This is a genomic window from Pseudomonas sp. A-RE-22, from assembly GCF_019956035.1.
Classification (GTDB): domain Bacteria; phylum Pseudomonadota; class Gammaproteobacteria; order Pseudomonadales; family Pseudomonadaceae; genus Aquipseudomonas; species Aquipseudomonas brassicacearum.
Genome location: NZ_JAHBCZ010000054.1, coordinates 12017 through 28673, shown reverse-complemented (window position 1 = coordinate 28673; position 16657 = coordinate 12017). Strand labels below are relative to the sequence as shown.

General features: G+C 60.9%; 19 protein-coding genes and 1 pseudogene. 7 read left to right on the top strand and 13 right to left on the bottom strand.

The genetic code is table 11. The features are described from left to right. The 5 genes from KGA89_RS23390 to msuE form a co-directional block, all read right to left on the bottom strand. Window positions 1-561 (bottom strand): branched-chain amino acid ABC transporter permease (locus tag KGA89_RS23390; RefSeq protein WP_223472649.1); only part of this gene is annotated, 561 nt, incomplete at its 3' end. A 67-nt stretch (window positions 562-628) separates the two neighbouring features. Continuing rightward, window positions 629-1411 (bottom strand): ABC transporter ATP-binding protein, encoded by a 783-nt coding sequence (locus KGA89_RS23385; RefSeq protein ID WP_027911751.1) that lies wholly within the window; start codon window positions 1409-1411, stop codon window positions 629-631. 13 nt (window positions 1412-1424) lie between these two features. Next, window positions 1425-2585 (bottom strand): AMP-binding protein, encoded by a 1161-nt coding sequence (locus tag KGA89_RS23380; protein WP_223472648.1) that lies wholly within the window; start codon window positions 2583-2585, stop codon window positions 1425-1427. Between the two features lie 14 nt (window positions 2586-2599). Next, entirely contained in the window at window positions 2600-3697 is a 1098-nt protein-coding gene (sfnG, locus tag KGA89_RS23375) for a dimethylsulfone monooxygenase SfnG (RefSeq protein ID WP_027911753.1), read from the bottom strand. Between the two features lie 40 nt (window positions 3698-3737). Further along, window positions 3738-4301, bottom strand: coding sequence for an FMN reductase (gene msuE, locus KGA89_RS23370; protein ID WP_013693227.1), 564 nt, complete (start codon window positions 4299-4301; stop codon window positions 3738-3740). Between the two features lie 377 nt (window positions 4302-4678). Between msuE and KGA89_RS23365 the strand changes: the two genes are divergently transcribed. From KGA89_RS23365 to KGA89_RS23355, 3 genes are all read left to right on the top strand, one after another. Then, window positions 4679-5923 (top strand): acyl-CoA dehydrogenase family protein, encoded by a 1245-nt coding sequence (locus KGA89_RS23365; protein WP_100263988.1) that lies wholly within the window; start codon window positions 4679-4681, stop codon window positions 5921-5923. A gap of 188 nt (window positions 5924-6111) precedes the next feature. Then, a complete protein-coding gene (locus KGA89_RS23360) occupies window positions 6112-6882 on the top strand; it encodes a class I SAM-dependent methyltransferase (RefSeq protein ID WP_027911754.1) in 771 nt (256 codons plus the stop codon). Window positions 6883-6972: 90 nt separating this feature from the next. Then, window positions 6973-7698, top strand: coding sequence for a CPBP family intramembrane glutamic endopeptidase (locus tag KGA89_RS23355; protein ID WP_223472647.1), 726 nt, complete (start codon window positions 6973-6975; stop codon window positions 7696-7698). A 25-nt stretch (window positions 7699-7723) separates the two neighbouring features. Here the strand turns inward: KGA89_RS23355 and KGA89_RS23350 are convergent, their stop codons facing one another. Next, window positions 7724-8350 carry a hypothetical protein gene (locus KGA89_RS23350; protein WP_003201348.1) on the bottom strand — a complete coding sequence of 209 codons (627 nt, stop codon included), beginning with the start codon at window positions 8348-8350 and terminating at the stop codon, window positions 7724-7726. A 114-nt stretch (window positions 8351-8464) separates the two neighbouring features. On the opposite strand from KGA89_RS23350, the gene KGA89_RS23345 reads away from it, so the two are divergent. Continuing rightward, on the top strand, window positions 8465-8842 hold the full coding sequence (locus KGA89_RS23345) for a hypothetical protein (RefSeq protein WP_003201346.1): 378 nt from the start codon (window positions 8465-8467) through the stop codon (window positions 8840-8842). Window positions 8843-8889: 47 nt separating this feature from the next. On the opposite strand, the gene KGA89_RS23340 is transcribed toward KGA89_RS23345, so the two are convergent. The 5 genes and pseudogenes from KGA89_RS23340 to KGA89_RS23320 all read right to left on the bottom strand — a co-directional run bounded on the left by KGA89_RS23340 (window position 8890) and on the right by KGA89_RS23320 (window position 12439). Beyond that, window positions 8890-9585: a tRNA (adenine(22)-N(1))-methyltransferase gene (locus KGA89_RS23340; RefSeq protein ID WP_013693223.1), complete on the bottom strand. Its 696-nt coding sequence runs from the start codon at window positions 9583-9585 to the stop codon at window positions 8890-8892. A 15-nt stretch (window positions 9586-9600) separates the two neighbouring features. Beyond that, entirely contained in the window at window positions 9601-10527 is a 927-nt protein-coding gene (locus KGA89_RS23335) for a Gfo/Idh/MocA family protein (protein ID WP_223472646.1), read from the bottom strand. Window positions 10528-10658: 131 nt separating this feature from the next. Continuing rightward, on the bottom strand, window positions 10659-11453 hold the full coding sequence (locus KGA89_RS23330; RefSeq protein WP_003201338.1) for a DeoR/GlpR family DNA-binding transcription regulator: 795 nt from the start codon (window positions 11451-11453) through the stop codon (window positions 10659-10661). A 111-nt stretch (window positions 11454-11564) separates the two neighbouring features. Further along, window positions 11565-11915: pseudogene (locus tag KGA89_RS23325) on the bottom strand (aldo/keto reductase); the annotation flags it as partial. Window positions 11916-12097: 182 nt separating this feature from the next. Beyond that, complete coding sequence (locus tag KGA89_RS23320; protein ID WP_223472644.1) at window positions 12098-12439, bottom strand: hypothetical protein; 342 nt, start codon at window positions 12437-12439, stop codon at window positions 12098-12100. Window positions 12440-12588: 149 nt separating this feature from the next. On the opposite strand from KGA89_RS23320, the gene KGA89_RS23315 reads away from it, so the two are divergent. Next, window positions 12589-12825, top strand: coding sequence for a hypothetical protein (locus KGA89_RS23315; RefSeq protein ID WP_003201330.1), 237 nt, complete (start codon window positions 12589-12591; stop codon window positions 12823-12825). Window positions 12826-13108: 283 nt separating this feature from the next. Next, window positions 13109-14497 (top strand): hypothetical protein, encoded by a 1389-nt coding sequence (locus tag KGA89_RS23310; RefSeq protein ID WP_223472643.1) that lies wholly within the window; start codon window positions 13109-13111, stop codon window positions 14495-14497. Between the two features lie 157 nt (window positions 14498-14654). On the opposite strand, the gene KGA89_RS23305 is transcribed toward KGA89_RS23310, so the two are convergent. Then, a complete protein-coding gene (locus KGA89_RS23305; protein WP_223472642.1) occupies window positions 14655-15566 on the bottom strand; it encodes a hypothetical protein in 912 nt (303 codons plus the stop codon). 112 nt (window positions 15567-15678) lie between these two features. Here KGA89_RS23305 and KGA89_RS23300 point away from each other — a divergent pair, with 112 nt between their 5' ends. Further along, complete coding sequence (locus KGA89_RS23300) at window positions 15679-16164, top strand: thiol-disulfide oxidoreductase DCC family protein (RefSeq protein ID WP_223472650.1); 486 nt, start codon at window positions 15679-15681, stop codon at window positions 16162-16164. On the opposite strand, the gene KGA89_RS23295 is transcribed toward KGA89_RS23300, so the two are convergent. Continuing rightward, a complete protein-coding gene (locus KGA89_RS23295) occupies window positions 16161-16655 on the bottom strand; it encodes a DUF2269 family protein (RefSeq protein WP_003201326.1) in 495 nt (164 codons plus the stop codon). The genes KGA89_RS23300 and KGA89_RS23295 overlap by 4 nt on opposite strands. Between the last annotated feature and the right edge of the window lie 2 nt (window positions 16656-16657).

Genomic DNA, 16657 nt, shown 5'->3' with positions numbered 1-16657 from the left:
CACTCGCTGCAAGCGGATGCCCACGGCCAGTGCCGCCAGCGGGTCATCGGCCACCGCCCGCAACGACAATCCGAGCCGGGTCTTGTTGAACAGCCAGGACAGCAGCAGCACCAGGAGCGCTGCCGTCAACGCGGCAAAAATGTCGAACTGCGACAACAACATCCCGCCCAGCTCCAGCGGTTCGTCACTGATGCCCAGCTCCAGGCCATGCACCTGGGCGCCCCACAGCGCCTGGGCGAAGCCTTCGATGACGTAGGACAGGCCAAGGGTGGCCATGAACAACGTGATCGGCGAACGGTTGACCAAAGGGCGCAGTACCACACGCTCCACGGCCACGGCGATCAGCAGCATCGCCGCCAGGCTGATGAGGAACGCCAGCCAGAACGGCACACCGCGTTCCAGCAGGCTGACGAAGGTCAGCGCCGAGAACAGCACCATCGCGCCCTGGGCGAAATTGAATACCCCGGAGGCCTTGTAGATCAGCACAAAACCGATGGCCACCAAGGCGTACATCACCCCCGCCAACAACCCGCCAATCAATACTTCAAAGAAAAATTCCATCGCTGTTCCTGTTCTGCGGGCGCAACTTGCTTGCCCTCCCTGGTGGGAAGGCGTCGAATATCCAGTGTCAGTGGCGAGCGCCCAGGTAGGCCGAAATGACCTCGGGGTTTAGCCGTACTTCCTCGGGCGAGCCATCGCCGATCTTGCGACCGTAATCGAGCACCACCACGTGATCACTGATGTCCATGACCACGCCGATATCGTGTTCGATCAACACCACGGTGGTGCCCAGCTCACGATTGATGTCGACGATGAAGCGACTCATCTGCTGCTTCTCGTCGGCGTTCATCCCGGCCATGGGTTCGTCCAGCAGCAATAGCCGAGGCTCCGCCGCCAGCGCCCGGGCCAGCTCCACCCGCTTCTGCAAGCCATAGGGCAACGTGCCCACCAGGGTGTCGCGCCAGGGCTGCAAATGCAGGAACGCGATAACGCGCTCGGCCGATTCGCGCTGGCGGTCATCCTCGGCCCGGGCGCGACCGATGCGCAGCGCCTGCTCGATCCAAGTGCTGCGCCGCTTGAGGTTGCGTCCGGTGAGCACGTTGTCGAGCACGCTCATGCCCTTGAACAGCGCGATGTTCTGGAACGTGCGGGCGATGCCGCGTACCGCCACGTCGTGGGGGCGCATCCGGCGCCGCTCCTGTCGATCAAAACGGATACGCCCCTCCTGGGCCTGATACACGCCGCTGATGACATTCAGCAGCGAACTCTTGCCGGCGCCGTTGGGGCCGATCAAGGCGCAGATCTCTCCGGTGGCGACGCGAAAGCTGATGTCCGTGACCGCTTTGACGCCTTTGAATGACAGTGAAATATGGTCCAGCTCCAGCAAATGCGTGGCGGCCGTCTGGGTCATGAGGCGTCTCCTCTCAGGCCAATTGCGACTGGAGCCCGCTCCAGTCATCGGTGGTTTGCTGCACAAGATGCGTCGACGCTTCCCAGTGGGCCGCATCGCTCCACTGGCGAACCCGGATACCCAATGCCTGGAAAAACGCCTGGGTTTCGGGCGGTAACGCATCGCCCACCAGCAGCGGTGCGCGGGTCCGGGAAAACCCCAGCACGTCGCGCAAAGGCCGGCGCACCAGCCAGTCCCCCAGATGCCGTTGCAGGACGTCGGGATGGGCCGCCAACGCCCAGTCCACCAGCCCACGCGACCAACTGCCCGGCGCCGGCAAACGCTCCAGCGCATAACGGTACAAACGCTCGTAGGTCTCTTGTGTTCCGGCCACCAGCGTCGGGCCCAGCTCGCGGCGGTCGCGATCACGGGTCGCCAGATTCTCCGGAAAATTCAGGCGAAAACCGGCTATCAACCAGGGCGCCAGCAGATAGCGGGCTTGTCCGCCCGAGGCGAACGCCCGCGCGGCCAATGCCTCTTCCTGTCGTCCCAGGCCTTCGCGCGTCACCAACCGCTGGCCCTCCTGCAGCAGCTCGGCGTGGCTGACGCGTTGTTCTTCAATCGCCTGCCCAGCCCCGCGATAAAACACAAAGGCCGTTTGCAGCACTCGCCCTTGCGGTGCCCGTTCATTGATTGGCTGCTCGGCAACCAGCGCGGCGTAATCCAGCGCTTGAACAAATGGCGTCGAATCCGCCAGGCCACGCTTGTCGAGATAAACCAGCACACGCGCAGCCACCTGCGCCGCACGCAGACGCAGCATCTCTTCCAACCCTTCCACCAGGACGAAATCCGGCTGCAGCGTGCCGAGCAGTTGCACCTGTTCGGCCGCCACCTCCAGTGGATCGAACAGACTCGCCACGCCCCCCAGCCACTGCGCGGCCAAGGCTGCAAGCAGCGCCTGTGGTCTGGGTCGGCTGATGATCGTCAGGGTCGCGCCCGCTGAAAAACTGCGGGCTTGCAGGGCACTCGCCAAACGGCGCACCTCATCGGCCACTTGCGCCCAGCTCCGCTCCTGCCAGACACCCAGGTGCTTATGGCGCAACGCGACATCCGCGCCATGCCAATGCGCCTGTTGCCGCAACCACTGGGGCAAGCTGGCCGGTGCCGTGTCGAGAGTGTCGGTGAACGTGCCCATACTGCCTCCCGCGCCTAAGCGACTGCCGCCGTTTTGGCTGCCACTTTGCGTTGCTCCAGCTCACGCACCAGCGGCAGCACCTTGCGGCCGAAATACTCGACCTCTTCCTGGAAGTGCAGAAAGCCGGCGAGCACCAGATCCACACCCACGGCCTTGAGCGCGACGATGCGTTCGGCAATCTGCTGCGGTGTGCCGATCAGGTTGGTCTTGAAGCCATCGTTGTACTGCACCAGGTCCTCGAAGCTGGACTTGGCCCAGTTGCCCTCGCCTTCCGGGCTTGATTTGCCGGCCTGTTTCGCCGCATCGCCGAAGGCATTGACGGCCTCGGGGTCGGCCTGGTCGATGATCTGGGCAAGGACCGCCCGCGCCTCTTCTTCGGTGTCGCGAGCAATGACAAAGGCGTTTACACCGACCTTGACCTTGTGATTGTTGGCCGCGGCTTTTGCCTGGAGGTCATCGATCTGCGCCTTGACGCCTTCCACGGTATTGCCGTTGGTGAAGTACCAGTCCGATACCCGGGCGGCCATGTCCCGTGCCGCCCGCGAGCTGCCGCCCTGGAAAATCTCCGGGTGCTGCTGCAGTGGTTTTGGCTTGAGGGTGTAGTCGTGGAAGCGGTAGAAGTCACCGCGCAAGGTGAAGTTGTCGGTGGTCCAGATGCCCTTCAGTGCGGTGATAAATTCTTCGGAACGGCGATAGCGCTCATCGTGCTCCAACCATGGCTCGCCAATGGCGGTGAATTCGCCCTTGAACCAGCCCGACACGATGTTGACCGCCACCCGGCCGCCTGTCAGGTGATCGATGGTTGCGATCTGCTTGGCCAACACCGACGGCGTCCACGGCCCCGGCAGAACCGCTGCAATGACTTTCAGGCGCGTGGTGGCGGCCAGCAAGGCATGACTGAACGCCACGGACTCATGCTGGTATTCGGCGCCGTAACCGGCGGTAAAGCGCACTTGGGACAGGGCGTAGTCGAAGCCGGCCGCTTCAGCGATCTGGGCCAGCTTGCGGTTGTAGTCGATGCCCCAGTCGGTGCGTTGCTCGATTTTGCTGACCACCAGCCCGCCACTGACGTTGGGCACCCAGTAGGCAAATTTGATCGTGTCCTGGCTCATTGCATGTACTCCACGGCTCGTTTTGAAAGGAAGAAATTGATCAAGCGGCACTGGCGTCGCGTCGAACGCTCGGTACCAGGCTCAGCAACGCCGACTCGACGGCGCGTTCGATACGCTCCAATACCTGTGCGCTGGAGATCCGGTATTGGGTGAAATCGGTTTCGCTGGCATAGACCCCCACCGGCAGGCTCAGGGCCTGGAAGAAGCCGAACAGGGGTCGCAGTTGGTGATCGATGATCAAGGCATGGCGATCCGAGCCCCCCGTCGCGGCCAGCAGTACCGGTACATTCTTGAGGGCTTCGTGATGAACGAAATCGAACAGATGCTTGAACAGACCGGTGTACGAGGCCCGATACACCGGGCTGGCGGCGATCAACAGATCAGCCGACTCAATGGCCAGCAGGTCATCCTGCACGGCAGCCGGCAACGCCTCGCGACGCAAGACCCCGGCGAACTGTGGACCGACCTTGGCCAGTTCGATCAAACGCAGCTCGATCGGCAGTTGCTGCCCGAGCCTGTCCACCAATGCCTGGAGCAGGACCAGCGTGCGTGACGGGTGCTGCACGCTGCCTGACACCGCCACCACTTTGAATTGCTTGCTCATCGCTTACCCCATGCCTGGAGACGCCACCTCAGCGTCTGCACAAGGTGTAGAGCAGCAACCGTGCCAGTTGAATATTCATTTATTAATCAACTGCTTAGGATCTTAGCCGGATCATGTCACTGTCGCTTGACGGACAAGCTGTTGATCCACTGTTGCCTGACGAACATTCGCTGCGTCGATGTTTGTGGCAGCAACTGTTGCCGGGCACACACTTGCGCAACAGATTGTTCGCAGCGAGGGCAGCCCTTTCCCTGATGAACGCTGTACAAGCCCCGTATTTACAGGCGTTGGGCCTCGGGCATGGACTGTGCAATAGCCACTGGCACCGGCAGGTTTCTCCCCCTGCCCACCTATTCGTCATAAGAAGGAACATCACCATGACCGCACAGCAACAACACCTGCCGCCGATCCTTTCCACCGGCACCGACTATGAGCCCTTGGCCGAACGTTTTCGGCCGATCTTTACACGCATCCAGGCCGGCGCCCTGGAGCGTGAGCAGACGCGCAGCTTGCCCTTTGAACAGGTGAAATGGCTGAAGGAAGCAGGCTTTGGTGCCATTCGCGTACCGGTCGAATATGGCGGCGCCGGGGCGTCGTTGCCGCAACTGTTGCAACTGCTGATCGAACTGGCTGAAGCCGATTCCAACCTGCCCCAGGCGCTTCGCGGGCACTTTGCATTTGTCGAGGACCGCCTCAACGCCCACGCCAGCAGCCCACAAGACATCTGGTTCAAGCGCTTCGTCGAGGGTGAACTGGTGGGCAATGCCTGGACGGAAGTCGGCGCCGTGAAAATCGGCGACGTCGGCACCCGGGTTTCCCGCCTGGGTGATCAATGGGTCGTCAACGGCACCAAGTACTACAGCACCGGCAGTATCTTCGCCGACTGGATCGACGTGTATGCCCAACGCGACGACAACGGCGCCGACGTGATTGCCGCCGTGCGCGTGCACCAGTCGGGCGTCAAGCAAAGCGATGACTGGGACGGTTTTGGCCAACGCACTACCGGCAGCGGCACGTCGCTGTTCGAGAATGCGTTGGTCGAGGCGCAGAACCTCATCGACTTCTCCACCCGCTTCAAATACCAGACCGCGTTTTATCAACTGGTCTTGCTGGCCGTGCTGACCGGTGCCGGCCGCGCTGCGGTTCATGACATTACCGAGCAAGTGCGCAAACGCACGCGGGTCTTCAGCACCGGCAATGCCAGCGAAGTGAGCCAGGACGTGCAGGTGCAGCAAGTGGTCGGCAGGGCCTCGGCCCAGGTCTATGCCGCCGAAGCCACTGCCCTGCGAGCCGCGAGCGCCTCCCAACGCGCCTACGAAAGCCGCTTCAGTCAGAACACCGAGACCGAACACACCGCCAACATCGCCGCTGAACTGGAATCGGCCCAGGCCCAGGTGGTCATCTCCGACCTGGTGCTACGCACCACCAGCGACCTGTTCAATGCCCTTGGTGCCTCGGCCACCAGCACCAGCAAGGCCCTCGACCGTCACTGGCGCAATGCCCGAACCGCCGCTTCGCACAATCCGTTGATCTACAAGGAGCGCATTATTGGTGATTGGGAAATCAATGGTACGGAACCGCCGTATGTCTGGCAGATTGGCGGGGGGTCCAAGCAGCGTTGAGTAGGTGGGTTGGTGTGTATATCCGTTACCGCAGGAACGGATATACACCCCCTCCCCCCAAAAAAACCCAACAAGCGACTTACCCCAATACAAACAGACAAGACCAAGCACAAAAAGGATCAACTAGCTGACGACCCAAACACACCGCATAATCGATCTACCCCCATCCACCCGAAGGGTCGCTGAAGATGACAGTTATCCATAAGGCCGCTCAGATAGGATACTCAGCAGAAGCCCGCACCTATACCCAAGGGCGCCCAGACTACCCAAGCGAAATACAGGCCTGGCTCAGCAGTGCACTGGAAATCAGCCCAGGATCGACAGTCATTGAATTAGGAGCCGGTACCGGTAAGTTCACTCGCCTGCTGGACTCAATGACGATCAATACCATCGCCATCGAACCGGTCGAGGCGATGCGAATCGAGTTTGCCAAGCATCTGCCGAACACCAGGATTCTGGAGGGAACGGCCGAATCCATTCCCCTCGAGGCAGGGGCGGCGCAGGCGCTCGTATGCGCTCAAGCCTTCCACTGGTTCGCGAATGAAACCGCGCTCCAAGAGATTCACCGAGTACTCAAACCGGGCGGCCGGCTCGGTCTGATCTGGAACGTGCGTGATGAGTCAGTGGACTGGGTGGCCGACATCACCAAAATCATCACCCCCTTCGAAGGCGATACCCCACGCTTTCATACTGGAAACTGGCGACGCCCCTTCAACGGACGTTACTTCTCGGAGCCCGAACTGACCTGTTTTAGTTACAGCCACGCAGGCAGCCCCAAGACGGTCATCCTGGATCGCTTTCTGTCCGTGAGCTTCATCGCAGCGCTGCCTGACGCAGAGAAAAAACAGGTAGCGGATCAACTACGGGCCTTGATTCAGACCCATCCGGCGCTGCGCGGGCGCAAGCACATTGAGTTCCCTTATCAGACCCACGCTTATTCATGTCGCCGCCTGGATTGAATCACGACGCCATCAACCCGGCAGGAACTCGTACCTGACGCCCCCAAAACACTGGCATCATGCCTTTTTCCTTGCACTCATGGAGTGACTGTGACGAATCTTTGTGCCGCCCCTGAGTTTGCTCCCGCCGCCACTTTACCGCCCTACCGCCTCTTTCCCCGGCTCGGGATGTTTGTACTTGCGACCCTGATAGTCTTCCTGGCAGCAGTGCCCGAAGTCCTGTTCATACCCGCAGACATGCAGGCCTACCTGACGTTCACGACCACCTCGGGTATCACCGCGCTCGTTCTCCTCGCTCTCTTCGCCCTGCAGTACCGCGCCGATGCGCGCACTCAATGGCGTGGTCATTACATAGGCACCCCCCTGCGGTGGGGTGCGCTTGGCATCGTTGGCGCCTACCTGTTTTTCGGGGTTGCCACCCTCGTGCTGGGGTTGCCACGAGAAGTGTTCATGGCCGAGCTTCTGGACGGGCTCAACAGCTGGCAGGCCACGATCAAGATCGCCTCGCTGATCGTGCTGCCACCCATCGCCGAAGAGTTGTTTTTCCGCCATTACATGCTCCGACTGTTCCCCTACGAGAACAGCCGTGCCTGGACATGGATCGCGGTCATCGTTACGTCGGCCATCTTCGCCGCCATGCACATCCAATACGGGAACTGGATCACCGTCGTGCTGATCTTCGCCTGTGGGGGCATATTCGCTATCGCAAGAGTGGTCAGCGGTGGCCTGCTGGTTCCGGTGCTCCTGCATTCGCTGGCCGAAATGGTTGCACTGACCACTGATAAGTCTTTCTCGCTGATGGGGCTTTACGGCTAAGCCAGCGGTGCCAGGCCAGAGCCCTTTATGGCGCCTGAACCTCGACTTGCGGCAGAGGAAGCTCGCCCAGCGGTGAGTAATGCATGGTCAGGACCGCCCACCTCAGCCCCTCCACGCCTGGCACGGTGTCGGAGGCCTTGGATGAATGCTCGACGTAGCCGGCATATTCCTCGACGTACTGGAGATGCTTTTCCCAGCGCGCCTGATCAAAGTTCACGCCAAAGATAATGACGCTGCCCGTCGCCACCTTTTCCGCCTGGGCTTTCAAGCGGGTCATGTACCAATAGTCTCTGGCCGCACTGTCGAACATCTTGCCCTGATTGGCATTGGCGAAGGGGGTCTTGAGTTCAATGAAGTGAAAGCGCTTTTCATCCTGGTCGCGGATCCACAGGTCGCATTGCTTGGAGACGATATCCATCTGCGACCAACGCTGATCAAGCGCCACCTTGTACTCGACACCCACATCGGCCAGCTCGCGGTCGGGGCCACGAAGCCCACGGGCGTGGATCAACCAGAAATAGAACTCGAATTTCAGCCAGCCCTCGAAACCGTTGGCCAGGGCACTGATGGATGACGGCAGGTATTTGCGGTCCTCCTTCCACGATTGCATGAAGTCGCGAAACGCGGATGCGACGTCAGGAATTCCGGGCATGGGTCACTTCCTTGTATCGGCCTGAAGGTTTTTGGCATAGTGCCACCACCCTCCTGCTGGCTACAATGCCGCGCTATGATTTCGCAAACGTCAATACCTCAAACAAGGGCAACCATGAACTCTCACGCAGCGTGCCTCGGACTGTCTGCCTTGACGCTCGCCTTCCTGAGTGGGCCCGTCCAGGCCTCGACGTGGCAGATCTGCCACCTGGAGCTGCGTATCGTCGAGGTCTTGAAACAACCCTACCCACAGCTTCAGGCGCAGATCGTGAAAGCCAGGCCGAAATCCGCCTCGGTGGAGTGCCCCGCGCAAGGCTCATCGCTCACCTTCACCCCGGAAACCCCAGACTACCAAGCCACGCTGCCCCGCCGACAATGGCCCGGCAAAGGGCAGTCGGTACGGGTGGACTACCGCTACCTCGATGGCGTTTGTAAAGGCGACGGCAACTCCTATGCGTGTCGTATCAAGCACTACCCGGTGGTGGGTCGATAATCAGTCACCTGGGGACCGTGGCATTTAGCTGATGACCTCAATGCAACTCAAGCCAACAGCTCAGTGATCCAACGGGCCTGCCGGGCTATGTCTTGCAGCTTCTCTTCCGGCACGGCTTGCCGCGCCTTGGCGAAGCTGGTGAGAGTCTTTTGCTTCTGGCACAGCAGGCGCTGCCACTTGGCCAGGAAGATCGGGGTGCGGGCTTGCAGCTGCAGCGGGCCGAAGTACAGCTCCTCGGCGGTGTACGTCACCGGCCCGGCGCGCTCGGCGACGATGATCTCGTAGTAGAAACGGTTTTCCCGCAGCACTTCCTCGCAGAGGATGCGGTAGTCGTTCTCCATCAGCCATTGGCGCAGCGGTTGCTCGCCGCCGTTGGGTTGCAGGATCAGGCGCTCCTGGCCGCTCAACCGCGCTTTGCCGCTGTCCAGGATGTCGCGGATCGTCTCGCCGCCCATGCCACAGAGGCTGATCGCCGTGATCCCGTCTTCCGGCTCGATCGCCGCCAGGCCATTGGCCAGGCGCACGCTGATCTGCTGTTCCAGGCCATTCTCCCCAACGGTGCGTTCGGCGGCGCGAAACGGCGTCAGCGCCACCTCGCCAGCCACCGCCATCGCGATGGCGCCACGGCGCAGCAAGGCCACCGGCAGGTAAGCGTGATCCGAGCCGATGTCGGCCAGGCGCGCACCTGCCGGCATATGCGCCGCCACGCGCTCCAGGCGCATGGACAAGGTCTGTTCGTTCAACTGCAGTTCCCTGGATTAATCGTAGAACGGCTCAACCGCCGTCCGACTGCCGACAAAAAAGCTGTCCGCGACCAACCGCAGCGGCTGCAGGTCCATGTCGCTGGTTTTGTCGGCAATCAGTTGTTGAAAATGTCGATACACCGCCGCGTACTCGCCTTCCTCGGAAACAGCCTGGCCCACGCCGTCGATGCTCAACAGCGCACCGCCATTGTCCAGACGCAGGACGCCTTCGGCGCAGCGAATCTCGATGCTCCAGAGCTCGTCATGCCCATGGTCGAAATCGAACTCCGCACGAACATCGAGGTGGCGCGCGTCGGCCATCTTGATGCTGGCGGCAATCGGCGACTGGCAGTTGTCCGGCACGCGCAACTCGGCGGACTCCACGAACAGCGGCAACGCCAGCAGATGGGTCACAATCGACAAGGCATTGATACCCGGATCGAAGACGCCCAGGCCACCGGGTTGCCAGATCCACGCCTGGCCGGGGTGCCACTTGCGCACGTCTTCCTTCCAGTCGATCTGCACGCTCTGCAAGGTGCGACTCGCCAGCCAGTCACGGGCGGCTGCGATGCCCGGCGCGTAACGCGAATGCCAGGCGAACAGGCCGCTGACGCTTTGCTCGCGGACCTGCTCCACCAACGCCATGGCTTCTCCCAGCATGGCGCACGGCGGTTTTTCCACCAGCACGTGTTTGCCAGCCGCCAGCGCCTGTTGCACCAGGGCAAATCGACCTTGTGGCGGTGTGCAAAACGCAATGGCATCGACCTGCGGACCGTTTTCGAGCAGTTCGCCCAGGGACCGGAAGTTATCCACCCCGGCGCAAGGCAGCCCTTGCGTGGCGACAGCCACCAGTTGGAACGCGGGGTTGGCGTGGATGGCTGGAACGTGTTGATCCTGGGCAATCTTGCCGTAGCCCACCAGCCCGAGACGAATCGGTTGCATCGATGACTCCTGATTTTTGTACTTGTGATCGGCCAGCAAACTAGACGCAAATCGCCCGGCGGACAATGGGGGCCGTGCAGTATCTATACGATGGTCCTGCGCAATTGGGTAACAGCAGTGCCGCAAAGACCTCAGCTGTGCCGTAGCTCACTGGCTGCAGTCACGACGTTGGTCACCCGGCCGAAGAAGGGTTCGAGTCGCTCACGCGGCGCATCGTGCTCCACCACCAGGGTGGCGACCTCTTCGCAGGCGGCCACCTGATAGTGGGCAACGCTGGAGAGTTTCTCATTGGTCACCGCCGCGATCACCTGCCCGCTTGCCGCGACCACCGCGCGCTTGAACTCCGCGTCATCCAGGCCGAACGCCGTGACGCCATTGTCCGGATCGATGGCGCAGGCACCGAGGAAGCACACGTCAAAACTGAACTGACGCAATTGCTGGACAGCCGTCAGCCCGATCACACCACCCGCGTTAGGACTCAAGCGGCCACCCAGCAGGATGACCTCAGCGCGGGGCAGCTTCATCAACTGAACCGCAATCAGCGGCGAATTGGTGGTGAGGGTCAGCTGCAGTTGCGGATCGATGGCGCAGGCCACAGCCAGATTGGTCGACCCGGCGTCGATGAAGACGTGCTGGCCCGCGCGCAGCAGCGCAGCGGCCGCTTGGCCGAGACTGCCCTTGCGCGCCGGGTCTTTGCGCACGCGTACCTCCATCGGCCCTTCGGGAGCGGGCAAGAGTATCGCGCCGCCATAAACGCGCTTGCACACTCCCGCCGCTGCCAACGCGCCCAGGTCACGCCGTATCGAATGCTCGGACACATTGAATTCGCTGGCCAAGTCGGCCGCGATCACCCGGCCATACCGGGCAAGACGCTGGCTGATCAATTGCTGGCGTTCGCCGGGGAACGCTTCGTGAGGAGAAGTCATGACAGTACAACCTGCATAAACGAGCACTAATGATCACAAACGAGCAAATAGTGCCGCTTATGCAGCGAGGCGTCAAACCCGCTCGTCAAGCGGGCTGTCAAACGTTAAAGATCAAGCGGCCCCAGGGACATTCGTGCCCATACCCAAGGGCAGGAAAGGTTGAATCTCATCGATTTCCTCGGCACTGAGGCGCAGCTGTGCGCCGGCAATCAGCCCATCGACCTGCGCGGAACGGCGGGCACCGACGATGGCGCCGGTCACCACCGGCTTGCGCAGTACCCAGGCGATGGCGACTGCCGCCGCGCTCACCCCGTGCCGTTCACCGATACCGGCCAAAACCTCGACCAGCGCCAGGTTCGCACTCAAGCGCGGCTCCTGGAAGTCCGCGCTGCGGGCCTTGCGCCAATCGTCATCGGGCAATTGGGCGATGCGCTCGCGCGTCATGCTCCCGGAAAGCAGGCCCTCCCAGCCGGCGTCACGTACCACCGGCCCTGAAAGCGTTCATCGAGTTCATCCGGGCAGATGATTGACCAACCTGAAACCGGCAGACAAAAAAAGCCCCGCGACCGAATACGGTGCGGGGCAAGGAAATTGGTTGGTTGCGGCCAACCAAAGGAGCACAGTGAAAGACATTTACGGGCCGGTCAGATGCATTCCTGCGCGGCGCGTTCAAAACTCGAAGGCAGGAGGTTGGAAGCCAGCAAATGTCGCTCGTAGATGAACACCTTGCCGCCGCTGCCGGCCTTGTAGGCTTCCAGCACGTTGTCCGCCGAGACTTTGCTCGGCACCACGATGCGGTAGCTGCGCTGGGTCTGCGAGACCATCGGGTTCAAGGCACTGCCTTGCAATTTCGGTATGACGCATTCAGCGTATTGGGCCGGTGTCTTGCTGGTCTGCAAGGTCAGCGTCGGATCGTTCGGTGCCGAGGCACAACCGGCCAGCAACAACGGGGAAAACGCCAGGGGAAGCAAAAATAAAGGGCGCATGGGCGGGGTCCTGAAAATAAAAAATGGGCTGCGTGTTCGATGGCGCTGATTTTCCAATGATTGCCGGCAAAGCAGAACTTGCATTTCGTAATGGTCACTATTACTCCTAGCAATAGTTGCAAGCCGAGAAAGATTGATGAGGTATAGCCATGAGAACGTTTGATCTGATTCGCGACGCGGTATTGCCCGACTTCCGTGAGCGGGTGGCTGATTACCTGATCCAGTACGAAAGCGTGCTGTTGAGCAGCACCGAACCCGACCCGGAGCTCAGGCGCGCCACGGCCAATCAACTGCGCGGATATTTGCGCGGGTTGAACACCACTCGGGTACTGGGCATGGCGGATTGGGAAGAGCTGGATCGGCGGGTGGTGAATACGTGGCTTTAGTGGCACGCTGATCCCCGACTCTGGGTGGCCTTCATCTCTGGCTAGCCAAATCCCACTGAACCTCTTAGTCTGCGCGCCGTAAACACGGTTGCGTCGGGCGGGCCTTGATAAACCCCACACCCTGCCGTGATCAAACCAAAGGACAAGACTGATGGAAGGCTGCCGGAGTGAAACCCTCCCCGACCGGCGCCAGGCCCAGTCAAAAACAGTCGGTTCTTGTGCCGATTATTAAAGCGCGCGCCTTATCGTAATGAACCCCGGGCGCGCTAAGGAGCTGTTTGCTGTGAACTCCCTGACACGCCTCACGGGTACCGTATTCGTTCTGGCCCTCGCCGGTTGTGCGCTGCCTGGCAACGAAATGGCCGAATACCGTAAGCGCATCATTGCCGAGCACCAGGCACAAAACGGTGCCATGACGACCCGTGTGCAATCCCAGCCATTGCCGTTGGATACCACTCTGCGACTTGGGTCGAGCGCGGTGCTGTTGGTCAACGTGCCCGCCGCAGGCATCGAGCCGGAGACCCAGGCTCGGCTTTTCGCCAACTGCAGTTCACTGACATTAGCCATGGACTATCGTCAGGCAAAGGGCTGGAGCAGTCCTTTTGTACTGCCTGCGGACCCAAACCAGACGGCACAAGCCATGGCTCGGCAAATGTGCCAAACGGTCCAGGACAGCGGTTGGCGGCAACTACCCGCCGACGGCGAGGACACCGTATTGCTGGATCCGGGCACCCTGGGCCTGAACAGCGCCCAACGCTCGATCTGGGCAGGCATCGACTATGCGCGCCTGCGCCTGGATGAAAACGAAAACAAGCCCTATGATCGCCAGTTCGAGCGTGTAGAAATCAATTGCGCAACCCGCCAAGCCAGCACCCGCCTGACTTATCGTTTAAGCGACCAAGGCCTGCTGCCGCCACCCGGCCAGCCACTCGACAGTGCATTCGACGCAGCGCAACGCACTCGGCTGATTGACGCGGTGTGTGCCGAGCCCTCCCACTTGACGAAACTCGCCACGCCCGGCCCGCTCCGGAAAAAGCTACCGCCAAACCTGCCGACGCCGCAGGTAGCGGCAGCGCTGTTGGCGCAGGTGAGCGCACTGCCTCAAGGACAACCGACCAACACCCTCAGCCATTTGCAACTCACGTACGACGCGACCTCTCCAATGGCGCCAAGTGCTGTGATCAAAGACACGCCAATGGATTTGTACCTGCAACCAGGTCCCGCTCGCGGCATATGGCGCGAGCAGGCAACTGGCGCATTGGGCAGCCCACAGGTGAGCGTCCGCTGGCGCGGGTTGATCGAGCTGGCCACGACGAGCGACACAGGGCTCGATGGCAAGCCCGCCCAAGCAAGTCGCCTGACGAACATCGATCTGGTTGGGGATTGGCAAAATCTCAAGCCTGGAAATGCTCTGGGCTACAGCAAAACGTTGACTCCCAGCACGGGCAAACCTTTCGTGCAGAAGTTCGAATGCTCGGTAGGTGAATCCGCTCCTGCCGCACAACACGTCGCCTCGCTGCAGGGGCTGGCGCGTAATGTGACGTGCAGCGCAGACAATGGACTGAAGTCCAGTAGCACCTACCTCTACCTGGAGGCCTATGACCTGTTCGTAGAAACCGCCGAAAGGTCCATGCTGCTGGTCCAAGTCAAAAAACTCAAGGCTGCGGAATAACGGGCAATCCTTAGCGACCCGCCTCGTCCACACCAGCATGGTCTGGACTTTGGGGCGGCTTCCTTCCTCAGATCGAGGCGCCCCGCCCATGCTTGCTTTGGAGCAGTGGTGGGGTGCATCGAAGATGACGGAACACGTTTCCCCCTCCAACCCTCATCTAAACCACCGCCGAAGTGCAGCGCGCCGGCCGCGGCCCGACGCTGGCTTGCGCCCGGTCCACCAGCCGTTGCACCCACGCGGCATCCTGGTCATTGATCACCCCATAGCGGTTCGGCGGTAGAAAATTCCAGTGATGGGCGGCCTCGACAAGGCGCTTGAGCTCATCGGCAGACAGCCAGTACGGCGTATCCACCAATGGCATCGGCGGCCCATCGAAACGCCGGCCCAGTTGCAGGTTTGTGCCAGGGGCGAAAGCGATCGCCAGTTGCTGGCGAGGTTGCAACAGCTTGTCCGGTGCAGGCATTTGCCCTTCCCGTCCGTAGCTGAAGTCGCCCGAAAATTGCTCCTTGAGCACCAGCCAGTGCCCCGCCGCGGTCTTGGCCAGAATCCATTGCGATACACCGCTGTCTTGCACGCACTTCAACTTGCCGTCGGTCCATTGCATGAGGGTGTTGCAGTCCGGGTCATAGTCGTTGGACCACAGGCTGATGCCGGAGACCAGGGTATGGTGTTCGAGCTCGACCAGTCCTTGATCGGGCATCGATTGCCAATAACGCTTGGTCGGGTCGCGCTTATCGCGCAAGTAGTTATGCAGGACCCAGGCAGCCATGAACAGCAAGGTAGCGAGTACAAGCCAGTCAAGGGAGGCCTCGACGATCCGGTCAAGGTTGACGCCTGGGGCGGATAACCCTTGATAGACCAGCAGCCCCAGCGAAAACGCGATGCCCGGCAGCACCGGCCCCAGGCACAGAGGCGGCACCAGCACCATGATCCAGCTGAAGCGATGCATGGTTGCGTGCTCCCGCGCCCAGGCCAGCTCCTGCTCCAGCATCGGCACCCGCTCCCGTGGGCCGATGTCAGGATCGGGGGTCTGGAAGCGTATATACAGGCTGTAGGTGTCATCACTCATGGATCGGATCATGCCCTTGAAGTCATCATGGTCGAGCAACCCTCCGGGTCGCCCCTTGACGCTGGAACAGGCGTATTATCCGGATAACCAGGCGCCATGTAGACACCCATTCATGCCGATCTCCCAAACTCGTCCCTCACCCGCGCCCTTGCTCAAGCCAGGCGAGACAGTGGTCCTGTTCGACGGCGTTTGCAAACTGTGCAATGGCTGGGCGAAGTTCCTGATCCGCCATGACCACGCCCGCCGCGTGCGGTTGGCCTCCGTACAGTCGCCCGAAGGACAAGCCTTGCTTGCCTGGGCGGGCCTGCCCTTGCATCAATTCGACACCATGGCCGTGATTCGCGATCAGCATTACTGGGTGCGTTCGGAGGCGATTTTTGAAGTCGTAGCCCTGCTGCCCAGGGCCTGGCGCTCGGTGAAACTGCTGCGCTACGTCCCTCGCAGGCTTCGGGATTGGGCCTATGATCGCATTGCCCTGAATCGTTATCGGCTGTTTGGCAAATACGACGTCTGCCTTTTGCCGAGCCCGGATCATGAGCGGCGTTTCTTGACGGCTCCAACGCCTGGGAGCCATCCGGTGGAACGGATCGGTACTTAGCCCTTCAGTAGCTCGATCCACTGAGGTGGCGTCATCTTCGTCACCATGATCAGCACAATGACAAACATCCCCAAAAAGCCAAAAACCCCCATCCAGAACCACTTTTGATACACGGATGAGTATCGATCACCGAGCACCCGCCCGTCCCCAAGCGCGCTCGAAGCCATCACGTATAAACGCTTCTGGAGCACCAGCACAGGAAGCCACAGCGCCCCCACGCAAAAGAAAATGATCAACGACGTCATTATCCATTCCGTGGTCAGGGGAAGTCCGGCCAGTCTCATTAACAGATAGCCCGTCCCAATCTGAATAAAGCCCGCCGGCGTGGTAATCCAAGTGTCGAACTGGACGACCGTCCTGGCCACGTGGGCAATGATCTGAGGGTTGGCGGTGCGGCTGGCCGCGATCAGGTAGAGGTAGGACCCCATGCCGAAGCCGAACAGGAAAATGGCAGCAATGATGTGGAGGTACTTCAGGCAAAGATAGAGCATCT